Annotated in this window: 8 protein-coding genes; 4 read left to right on the forward strand and 4 right to left on the reverse strand. The window is 70.9% G+C overall.

The annotated features are described in order from the left end of the window. Window positions 1-433: 433 nt before the first annotated feature. The 3 genes from ACFWBW_RS35100 to ACFWBW_RS35110 all read right to left on the reverse strand — a co-directional run bounded on the left by ACFWBW_RS35100 (window position 434) and on the right by ACFWBW_RS35110 (window position 2,512). Window positions 434-1,027 carry a TetR family transcriptional regulator gene (locus ACFWBW_RS35100; protein ID WP_385381605.1) on the reverse strand — a complete coding sequence of 198 codons (594 nt, stop codon included), beginning with the start codon at window positions 1,025-1,027 and terminating at the stop codon, window positions 434-436. A gap of 21 nt (window positions 1,028-1,048) precedes the next feature. Next, the gene (locus ACFWBW_RS35105; protein ID WP_385381608.1) at window positions 1,049-2,089 is read right to left on the reverse strand and encodes an aldo/keto reductase; all 1,041 of its coding nucleotides are present in this window, start codon (window positions 2,087-2,089) and stop codon (window positions 1,049-1,051) included. A 78-nt stretch (window positions 2,090-2,167) separates the two neighbouring features. Next, entirely contained in the window at window positions 2,168-2,512 is a 345-nt protein-coding gene (locus ACFWBW_RS35110; protein WP_385381612.1) for a DoxX family protein, read from the reverse strand. A 90-nt stretch (window positions 2,513-2,602) separates the two neighbouring features. On the opposite strand from ACFWBW_RS35110, the gene ACFWBW_RS35115 reads away from it, so the two are divergent. Beyond that, window positions 2,603-3,058, forward strand: coding sequence for a MarR family winged helix-turn-helix transcriptional regulator (locus ACFWBW_RS35115; protein ID WP_385381615.1), 456 nt, complete (start codon window positions 2,603-2,605; stop codon window positions 3,056-3,058). A 64-nt stretch (window positions 3,059-3,122) separates the two neighbouring features. On the opposite strand, the gene ACFWBW_RS35120 is transcribed toward ACFWBW_RS35115, so the two are convergent. Then, window positions 3,123-4,583, reverse strand: coding sequence for an MFS transporter (locus ACFWBW_RS35120; RefSeq protein ID WP_385381618.1), 1,461 nt, complete (start codon window positions 4,581-4,583; stop codon window positions 3,123-3,125). Between the two features lie 64 nt (window positions 4,584-4,647). Here ACFWBW_RS35120 and dusB point away from each other — a divergent pair, with 64 nt between their 5' ends. From dusB to ACFWBW_RS35135, 3 genes are all read left to right on the forward strand, one after another. Continuing rightward, the gene (dusB, locus tag ACFWBW_RS35125) at window positions 4,648-5,790 is read left to right on the forward strand and encodes a tRNA dihydrouridine synthase DusB (RefSeq protein WP_266909012.1); all 1,143 of its coding nucleotides are present in this window, start codon (window positions 4,648-4,650) and stop codon (window positions 5,788-5,790) included. Between the two features lie 375 nt (window positions 5,791-6,165). After that, entirely contained in the window at window positions 6,166-8,874 is a 2,709-nt protein-coding gene (gene ppdK / locus ACFWBW_RS35130; RefSeq protein ID WP_385381621.1) for a pyruvate, phosphate dikinase, read from the forward strand. A 495-nt stretch (window positions 8,875-9,369) separates the two neighbouring features. Continuing rightward, window positions 9,370-10,467, forward strand: coding sequence for an ArsR/SmtB family transcription factor (locus tag ACFWBW_RS35135; protein WP_385381624.1), 1,098 nt, complete (start codon window positions 9,370-9,372; stop codon window positions 10,465-10,467). Window positions 10,468-10,566 lie beyond the last annotated feature (99 nt).

Here is a 10,566-nt window from a genome sequence, read left to right on the forward strand (position 1 = left end):
GGGGGGGGGAGAGGGAGGGGAGGGGGCGGTGGAGGGGGGGGTGGGGGTGGGGGGGGGGCGCGGGGGGGGGGGGACGGGGGCCGCCCGCACCCCCACCCCCCCCCCCACTGCCGTCTGACGGGCCGTTACGCCGGTGCCGGACTGCCGGCCTCCGCTGCCGCTGCCGCCGCGGCCCTGGGCCCGGGCCTCGCCCTCGGCCCCCGAGTCCTTGATGAGCAGGGCGCGCGGCGAGCGCGCGCCGATCAGCGCGACGAGAGCGGTGATCACCAGGAAGCCCGGCCTGTGCTGCCGCTTCTTGCTGAGCGGACAAAGTTCCCCCTGGAACGAACCTGATGGTGTGCGGTAGGGGGAACCCAGGAGCAGGGCAGGTGCAGGGCGAGGGCCCGCCGTCCCAAATGATGATCAAGCCGTCCGGAGCGTCCGGCTCCGGCCGTCAGGCGCGCAGGCCCCGGATGACCAGGGCAGTGACCGCCTCGAACTCGGCGGTGATGGTCGGCGCCAGCCATTCCGCCGCGTACTGCGGATCGTGGAAGCGGCCGGTCGCGTCGAACACGGCGCGCGCGGCGGCCGGAACGTCGGACGCGCTGAGCGATCCCGCCGCGACCCCCTCGCCGATGATCCGGGACAGCTGCTCGATCAACTCGGTGATGTGGTGCTCCACCACGCCGCTGCTCTCGCCGAGCAGCACGATGTACGTCGCGAACAGCTCCGGGTCGTCGCCCGCCTTGTGGCGCTTGGTCTCGAACAGGGCTTCCAGCCACGATTCCAGCTTGGAGGGGGCCGGCTCGGCCGGCGCCGAGGCGATCTCCTCCAGCATGACCACGCTCTTGGCGAGCCAGCGGTCCGTGACGGCCTCGCGCAGCGCGGCCTTGGAGGGGAAGTGCCGGTACACGCTGCCGTGGCTGACGCCCAGGGCGCGCGCCACGTCCACCACCGTCGCCTTGGTCGGGCCGAAGCGGCGCAGCACCTCCTCGGTGGTTTCGAGGATGCGCTCGGGGGTGAGGGGTTCGGCGGCTGCGGGTGGCATGAGTACGACCGTACAGCCGGATCAGTGCTCGCTGTCCAGGTGGGCCATCTGGGCCGCCGGGTACCGATCGCCGGCGGCAGCACCGGCCGGGACCGCGGCTTCGATGGCCGCGAGGTCGGCGGGGGTCAGGGCGACCTGAAGGGCGCCCAGCGCTTCGCCGAGCCGCTCGCGGCTGCGGGCGCCGACCAGCGGCACGATGTCCTCGCCCCGCGAGAGCACCCAGGCGATGGCCGTCTGGGCGACGGTGACGCCCTTCTCGTCGGCGACCTTGCGCAGGGCGTCGACCAGGTCGAGGTTCCGGTCGAGGTTGCCGCCCTGGAAGCGCGGGCTCATCCCGCGGAAGTCGCCCGGAGCCAGCGCCCGGTCGCGGGTGAAGTGGCCGCTGATCAGGCCGCGGGACAGCACCCCGTACGCCGTGACGCCGATGCCGAGCTCGCGGGCGGTCGGCAGGATCTCCTCCTCGATTCCGCGCGAGATCAAGGAGTACTCGATCTGGAGGTCGGAGATGGGAGCTACGGCGGCGGCCCGGCGCAGGGTGTCCGCGCCGACCTCGGAGAGCCCGATGTGCCGGACGTGCCCGGCGGCGACGGCCTCGGCGATGGCGCCGACGGTCTCCTCGATCGGCACGTCGGGGTCCACGCGGGCGATGCGGTAGATGTCGATGTGGTCCCGGCCGAGCCGCTGGAGCGAATAGGCCAGGAAGTTCTTGACGGCCTCCGGCCGCCCGTCGTACCCGGTGAAGCCGCCCTCGACCGTGCGCAGGGCGCCGAACTTCACGCTGGTCAGCGCCTGCTCGCGGGCCGCGGCGGGGGCGGTGCGCAGGGCTTCGTTGATGAGGAGCTCGTTGTGCCCCATGCCGTAGAAGTCGCCGGTGTCCAAAAGGGTGACCCCGGCGTCGAGGGCGGCGTGGATGGTGGCGAGGGACTCCGCCCGGTCGGCTTCGCCGTAGAGGGCGGACATCCCCATGCAGCCCAGCCCCAGGGGGAAGGCCGCGGGTCCGGTGGTGCCGAGGGTGCGGTGCGGGGAGGTGGGCTGCGCTGAGGTGCTCGGGTTCGTCGTCATGGAACGAGAGTGACATGACGAGTGACAGATTTCAATATCTGTCACTCGTTCGTGCGCCTCGACGGTCGATGCCCTGCGTCAGGCCGCCACGCGCAGGACCAGGGCCGCCGCCGCGACCAGGGTGAGGACGGCCGCGGGGGCGAAGTCGTAGTCCTTCGCGCGCAGGTGGGTGATGACCGCGCCGATGAAGTAGAGGGTCACGCCGACGGCGGCGGCGACGCCCAGGGGGGTCAGCCACAGGCCCGCGACCAGGCCGATCGCACCGGCTGCCTTGAGGATGGCCAGCCGGGGGAGCCAGGAATCCGGCACTCCGACCTTGGCCATGTTCTCCGTGATGGCGGGGTTGCGCTGGAGGGTGAAGGTCGCGGACGCGACGAGGGTGAGGGCGAGCAGTCCGGCGACGACGGCGTAGGCGATGAACATGGTGAGCTCCAACGATCGGCGATGTAGAACCATTGAATACCATCAACGATCGATTGGGCGCAATCATTTCCCGGTTGTTACGATGTGGACATGACGGCGCCTCAGGACCCCACGCACCCGCCGCAGCGGCTGGGCATGCTGCTGGCCTGGCACGGATCGGTCACCCAGACCCGCATGAAGACGGCGCTCAGCGCCGCCGGACTCACCCCGCGCCACGCGATGACCCTCACGCACCTGGACGGCGGGCCCATCGGCCAGGGTGCGCTGGCGGAGCGGCTGGAGGTGGACCCGAGCGTGCTCGTCGGGATCCTCAACGACCTGGAGGGCGATGGACTCGTCGAGCGCCGCCGGGACCCGGCCGACCGCCGCCGCCACAACGTGGCCATCACCGACGCCGGCACGGCGGCCCTCGCGAAGACGAACGCGGCCCTCGACGCGGTGGAACTCGCCCTGTTCGCCGGCCTCTCGGACCGGGACCAGGACGCTCTGCGCGGCCTGCTGGACCGGATCGACTCGCACAGCGAGGACTTCGCCTGCGACGAATAGGCGGGTGAGCGGGTGAGCGGGCAGGCGCACAGGCGGACAGTCCGGCCGCCGTGTAGCCCCCGGCTCAGTGCCGCGGTGCGGCGCCCGTCTTCGAAGGGCCGGCCTGCGGCTCCAGGGCGCGGGCCGTGCGCAGGGCCGTCTCCCGGGCCCAGCCGCCGCTGGTGGCGAAGCCGACGCCCAGGACGAGCAGTCCGCACACCGTGATGATCCACCAGGCGGGCCGGGCCGCGGCCACGAACTCGGCGGCGGAACCGGACCCGCCCGCCATCCCGGCGGCCAGGACCGCGCCCACGATCGCCACGCCCAGCGCCCCGCCGGTCTGCCGGCTGGTGGAGGCCACCGCGGCGGCCACCCCGGCCTGGGCGCGCGGCATCCCGGAGACGGCGGTGTTGGTGATCGGGGCGTTCACCAGGCCGAACCCGATGCCGAAGAGCACGTACCCGCAGAACAGCATCGGCGTCGAGCTCTCGGCCGAGAACGCGGCGAACAGCAGCCCGCTCGCGCTCATCGTGACGCCCGCGACCAGCAGCGGCAGCCGCGGCCCCCGGGTGGCGACGAGCCGTCCCGAGACGGGCGCGCAGAGGAAGGCGAAGGCCGCCATGGGCAGCATGTACAGGCCGGCGTCCAGGGCGCCGAGGCCCCGTACGTCCTGGAGGTACAGGGTGTTCAGGAAGAGGAACCCGGACAGCGCCGCGAAGGCGCTGACCGCGATCACCGTGGCCCCGCTGAAGGGGGCGCTGCGGAAGAACCGCGGGTCGATCAGGGGCTCCGCCCGCCGTGACTCGTAGGCCACCAGCCCGGCCAGGGACGAGACGGCGACGAGCGCGCACCCCAGGATCAGCGGGGAGCGCAGTCCGGCGGCGGGGGCCTCGATGATCCCGAACGTGACCGAGCCGAGCAGCCCCATGACCAGCAGCTGCCCGACCGGGTCCGGGCGGCGCGGGTGGTCGGCCCGGGACTCCGGGATGTAGCGCAGGGTCAGGACCAGGGCGACGAGGCCGACGGGGAGGTTGATCCAGAAGATGGACCGCCAGCCGACCGAGTCCACGAGCAGGCCGCCGATCAGCGGGCCCGCGGCCATGGAGATGCCGACGACCGCCCCCCAGACGCCGATGGCGCGGGCGCGCTCGCGCGGTTCGGTGAAGGTGTTGGTGATGATCGACATGGCGACCGGGTTGAGCATCGAGCCGCCGACGGCCTGGATCATCCGGAAGGCGATCAGCCAGCCCAGGCTCGGCGCGAGCGAGCAGAGCACCGAGCCGGCGGTGAAGAGCACGATGCCGGTGACGAAGACCTTGCGGCGCCCGATCCGGTCCGCGGTGGAGCCGGCCAGCATCAGCAGCGAGGCCAGGACCAGCGTGTACGCGTCGATCGTCCACTGCATGCCGGCCACGGAGGCGTCCAGATCGCGGCGCATGGCGGGGAGGGCGACGTTCAGGACGGTGTTGTCCAGGCTCACGATGAGCAGGCTCATGCAGCAGATCGTCAGGATCAGCAGGCGCCGCCGCTGGGTCAGCTCGTCCATGGGGCCGATAGTACGCCTAACTAACGACATGCGATCAACGGCACGACTGGGCCACAATGGGGGGATGACCACGCTCCCCCCGCCCCTCGCGATCGGCCCGCACACCGTGCAGCCCCCGGTGGTGCTCGCGCCGATGGCCGGCATCACCAACGCCCCGTTCCGTACCCTGTGCCGCGAGTTCTCGGGCGGCAAGGGGCTGTTCGTGAGCGAGATGATCACGACCCGGGCCCTGGTCGAGCGCAACGAGAAGACCATGCAGCTGATCCACTTCGACGAGACCGAGAAGCCCCGCTCGATCCAGCTGTACGGAGTCGACCCCGCGACGGTCGGCAAGGCGGTCCGCATGATCGTCGAAGAGGACCGCGCCGACCACATCGACCTCAACTTCGGCTGCCCGGTGCCCAAGGTCACCCGCAAGGGTGGTGGCTCGGCCCTCCCGTACAAGCGGAACCTGCTGCGCGCGATCCTGCGCGAGGCCGTCGCGGGCGCCGGCGACCTGCCGGTCACGATGAAGATGCGCAAGGGCATCAACGACGACCACCTCACCTACCTCGACGCCGGCCGGATCGCCGTCGAGGAGGGCATCACCGCCATAGCCCTGCACGGCCGCACCACCGCCCAGCACTACGGCGGCACCGCCGACTGGGAGGCCATCGCGCGGCTCAAGGAGCACGTGCCGGAGATCCCGGTGCTCGGCAACGGCGACATCTGGTGCGCCGAGGACGCGCTGCGGATGGTCCGCGAGACCGGCTGCGACGGCGTCGTCGTCGGGCGCGGCTGCCTGGGGCGCCCGTGGCTCTTCAACGACCTCGTGGCGGCCTTCGAGGGGCGTCCCGAGGACTTCCACAAGCCCACGCTGCGGGAGGTCGGGCAGACCATGCTCCGCCACGCCCAGCTGCTGGGGGAGTGGATCGGCGACGAGGCGCGCGGGGTGATCGACTTCCGTAAGCACGTGGCCTGGTACACCAAGGGCTTCTCGGTGGGTTCGGAGATGCGGCAGAAGCTCGCCGTCACCTCCTCCCTGGCCGAGCTGGACGCTCATCTGAGCGAGCTGGATTTGGATCAGCCCTGGCCGGACAGCGCGGACGGTCCGCGGGGCCGTACGTCCGGAAACAACCGGGTTGTCCTGCCCGAGGGGTGGCTGAAGGATCCGTACGACTGCGCGGGCGTGAGCGAGGAAGCCGAACTGGACACGTCCGGAGGCTGAGAAATCGCTGGCAAAGCGTGCCATGTGTGGCGTGACATACGCCACGCATGGGTGAGGTTTCGCTCAGATGAGCGTCATGGTCACGGGTAAGACTTTCAAAGGGTGGCACTGGGTGCCACCCTTTGTGCGTTCAAGACTTGAACGCAAATGTATCGATGATCGCTCATCGGAGCGGAAACAAGCCTCAGTGGGCACCTTGGGCTTCGGGACCTGAAGGGTCTTCGTAGGTTCTGGCTACTCGCCAGTTACATTCGATTGGCTGGCACCCAGGTGGTTAAGGCCGCATGACCGCCAAGTGGACGTACCCATAAGCCTTCGATCTGGGTATGTTCCTGGCCGTCAGGGCAGCCACCGAGCCTCGAGGAGTCGAGACCCGTGTCGGAAAACAAAGATCAGAAGCTCGTCTACGACTTCACGGAGGGCAACCGCGACCTCAAGGACCTTCTCGGTGGCAAGGGTGCCAACCTCGCCGAGATGACCAACCTGGGTCTGCCGGTCCCTCCCGGCTTCACCATCACCACCGAGGCCTGCAAGGTCTACCTCGACAGCGGCGAGGCCCCGGCCGAGCTGCGCGAAGAGGTCAGCGCGCACCTCGCCGCCCTCGAGGCGAAGATGGGCAAGAAGCTCGGCCAGTCGGACGACCCGCTGCTGGTCTCCGTGCGTTCCGGCGCCAAGTTCTCGATGCCGGGCATGATGGACACGGTCCTCAACATCGGCCTCTCCGACGAGTCCGTCGCCGGCCTCGCCGCCCAGGCCGGCAACGAGCGCTTCGCGTGGGACTCGTACCGCCGCCTGATCCAGATGTTCGGCAAGACCGTCCTCGACGTGGACGGCGAGCTGTTCGAGGAGGCCCTCGACGAGGCCAAGGCCGCCAAGAAGGTCACCGTCGACACCGACCTCGACGCCGCCGACCTGAAGAAGCTGGTCACCCGCTTCAAGAAGATCGTCGCCAAGCAGGCCGGCCGCGACTTCCCGCAGGACGCCCGCGAGCAGCTCGACCTCGCCGTCGAAGCGGTCTTCAACTCCTGGAACACCGACCGCGCCAAGCTCTACCGCCGCCAGGAGCGCATCCCGAGCGACCTGGGCACCGCGGTCAACATCTGCTCCATGGTCTTCGGCAACCTCGGCCCCGACTCGGGCACCGGCGTCGCCTTCACCCGCGACCCGGCCACCGGCCACGCGGGCGTCTACGGCGACTACCTCCAGAACGCCCAGGGCGAGGACGTGGTCGCGGGCATCCGCAACACCGTGCCGCTCGCGGACCTGGAGACCATCGACAAGGTCTCGTACGACCAGCTCATGACGATCATGACGACGCTGGAGACCCACTACAAGGATCTCTGCGACATCGAGTTCACCATCGAGCGCGGCCAGCTGTGGATGCTGCAGACGCGCGTCGGCAAGCGCACCGCCGGCGCCGCCTTCCGCATCGCCACCCAGCTCGTCGACCAGGGCCTGATCGACGAGGCCGAGGCCCTCCAGCGCGTCAACGGCGCCCAGCTCGCGCAGCTGATGTTCCCGCGCTTCGACGAGGACGCCAAGACCACCCTGCTGGGCCGCGGCATCGCCGCCTCCCCGGGCGCGGCCGTCGGCAAGGCCGTCTTCGACTCCTACACGGCCGTCAAGTGGTCCCGCTCCGGCGAGAAGGTCATCCTGATCCGCCGCGAGACCAACCCGGACGACCTCGACGGCATGATCGCCTCCGAGGGCATCCTGACCTCGCGCGGCGGCAAGACCTCGCACGCGGCCGTCGTGGCCCGCGGCATGGGCAAGACCTGCGTCTGCGGCGCCGAGGACCTCGAGGTCGACACCAAGCGCCGCCGCATGACGGTCGGCGGGACGGTCGTCGAAGAGGGCGACGTCGTCTCCATCGACGGTTCCACCGGCAAGGTCTACCTCGGTGAGGTACCCGTCGTACCGTCCCCGGTCGTCGAGTACTTCGAGGGCCGCATGCACGCCGGAGCCGACGACGCCGACGAGCTCGTCGCCGCCGTGCACCGGATCATGGCCTACGCCGACCGCGTACGCCGCCTGCGCGTGCGTGCCAACGCCGACAACGCCGAGGACGCGCTGCGCGCCCGCCGCTTCGGCGCCCAGGGCATCGGCCTGTGCCGCACCGAGCACATGTTCCTCGGTGAGCGCCGCGAACTGGTGGAGCGACTGATCCTCGCGGACACCGACGACGAGCGCGAGGAGGCACTCAGTGCCCTCCTGCCGCTCCAGAAGAAGGACTTCGTCGAGCTGTTCGAGGCGATGGACGGACTGCCCGTCACGGTCCGCCTGCTCGACCCGCCGCTGCACGAGTTCCTGCCCGACATCACCGAGCTGTCGGTGCGCGTCGCCCTCGCCGAGTCCCGCAAGGACGCCAACGAGAACGACCTGCGCCTGCTCCAGGCCGTGCACAAGCTGCACGAGCAGAACCCGATGCTGGGTCTGCGCGGCGTCCGCCTCGGCCTGGTCATCCCCGGCCTGTTCAAGATGCAGGTCCGGGCGATCGCCGAGGCCGCGGCCGAGCGCAAGAACGCCAAGGGCGACCCGCGCGCCGAGATCATGGTCCCGCTCGTGGGCACCGTGCAGGAGCTGGAGATCGTCCGCGAGGAGGCCGACGCGGTCATCGCCGAGGTCGAGGCCGCCACCGGCACCGACCTCAAGCTGACCATCGGCACCATGATCGAGCTGCCCCGCGCCGCCCTCACCGCCGGCCAGATCGCCGAGGCCGCGCAGTTCTTCTCCTTCGGCACGAACGACCTGACCCAGACGGTGTGGGGCTTCTCCCGCGACGACGTCGAGGCCAGCTTCTTCACCGCCTACCTGGAGAAGGGCATCTTCGGGGTCTCGCCCTTCGAGACCATCGACCGCGACGGCGTCGGCACCCTGGTCCGCAGCGCCGTGGAGGCCGGCCGGGCCACCCGCCCCGACCTCAAGCTCGGCGTCTGCGGAGAGCACGGCGGCGACCCCGAGTCCGTCCACTTCTTCCACGAGGTCGGCCTGGACTACGTCTCCTGCTCGCCGTTCCGGATCCCGGTGGCGCGCCTGGAGGCCGGCCGCGCCGCCGCCGAGGCGAAGGGCAGCGACAGCCGCTGACCGCTCCGCAGCCCCGATGACGGGGCCCCCTTGACCGCGCCTGCCCCCGGGTTCCCTGACGTCCGGTGGCAGGCGCGTCTATTTCCCCCGCCGTGCCCGCTGTTCCGCGGGCTTCCACGGCGTTTCACGGCGGTGCGCGGCGTTCCCCCGCGTTCGCGGGCGGCCCGCCGGGACCAGTCTTGGTTCAATGTTGTTCCAGATGCCTTAACAGCAACAGGCGGTGGACGGATCCCCACCCGTCCACCGCCTGTCGCCAATCCGCCGGACACGTCGGCGCTTCCCGGTGCGACCGACCGCCAGGCCCCGCAAAGCCCCCCACGGCCTTCGCGGAGCGTTTCGGTCGCGCCGGAGTGTGCCCGGCGGAGTACAGGATTTCGGTTGTCACACCTCCGCCGAAAGGGGTTTCAACTGTGGCTGAAAGGCCATGGTGACCACGTGTGACGGCGTGCATACTCGAGGGGCGGGGGGATTGCGGTTGCACAGGTGGGGGTTCGGGTGCTGCGTATCCATTTCACTGGAGTGGACCTCGCGCGCGTAAGGATGGCAGGGCGTCCGGATGCGTTGTGGGAAACGATTCTGAGTTTTCACCGTTTACGGGACCGGCGAGATACCCGGCTCTTCGGCGATTGGCGTGCGGAAACACGCACGAGGTTGAATGGTGAAACACGACTTCTCGGCGCGCTGATACCGAGCCGCGGGTATTTCCCCGATTTCCTGACCCCTGTGGAGGGGCAGTACGGGTGGGACGTGGGCCTCGACGCCCTGCGCGGGATCCGCCCCGAGCGGCTGCGGCGCGAGCTCACCCTGCTCGGGCGGGGCGTGGAGAGCGGCTCCGGGATGGCCGCGGCCTTCGGGATGCCGACCGTTGCGGGCGGAGCCGGTGGGGGCGCGTACCGGGGCTCCGAGGCACTGGTCCCCAGGCGGCTGCGGGACTTCATGGAGGGGGACACCGCGCACCTGCCCCGGCTGATGGGGGAACTGCGCGGGTACCACCGGGCGGCTGTGGAGCCGTACTGGAGCCACATCCAGGCGCAGATCGAAGCCGAGCGGGCCGCGCGGGGGCGGGCGCTGCTCGACGGGGGAGCGGACGAGCTGCTGGCCTCGCTGCCCTCGATGCTGCGGTGGCGGGCGCCGGTGCTGGAGTGCGACTACCCCGTGGACCGGGACGTACGGCTCCGGGGGCGCGGGCTGCTGCTCCAGCCCTCCTTCTTCTGCCGGCGCACGGCGGTGACCCTGCACGATCCGGAGCTGCCGCCCGTGCTGGTGTATCCGGCGGCGGCCGAGCTGGCCTCGGCGCAGGCCGCCGGCGGCGAGGCGGCCCGGCCGGCGGAGGAGCGGCGCCGGCACCGCCAGCACACCCTGGGCAAGCTCGTCGGGCACACCCGGTCGGTGGTGCTCGAGGCGATCGGAGACGGGGCCACCACGAGCGAGCTGGCGCGGCGGGCCGGGGTCTCGCTGGCCTCCGCGAGCCAGCACGCGGGGGTGATGCGGGAGGCCGGGCTGGTCACCACGCTGCGGCGGGGCAACGCCGTGCTGCACACGGTGACGCCGCTGGGGGCCGCGCTGCTCAAGGGCGGGGCCGTGGTGTCGTGAGCGGCCGCGGGACGGGGGGGGGGTGGCCCCGCCCGGGGGCGGGTAAGAGGGGGAGAGGGAATCGGGGGGGGGTGGTGCCAACCTCCCAAGCCACAAAAA

The sequence above is a fragment of the Streptomyces sp. NPDC059957 genome (assembly GCF_042730015.1).
Classification (GTDB): Bacteria; Actinomycetota; Actinomycetes; order Streptomycetales; family Streptomycetaceae; genus Streptomyces.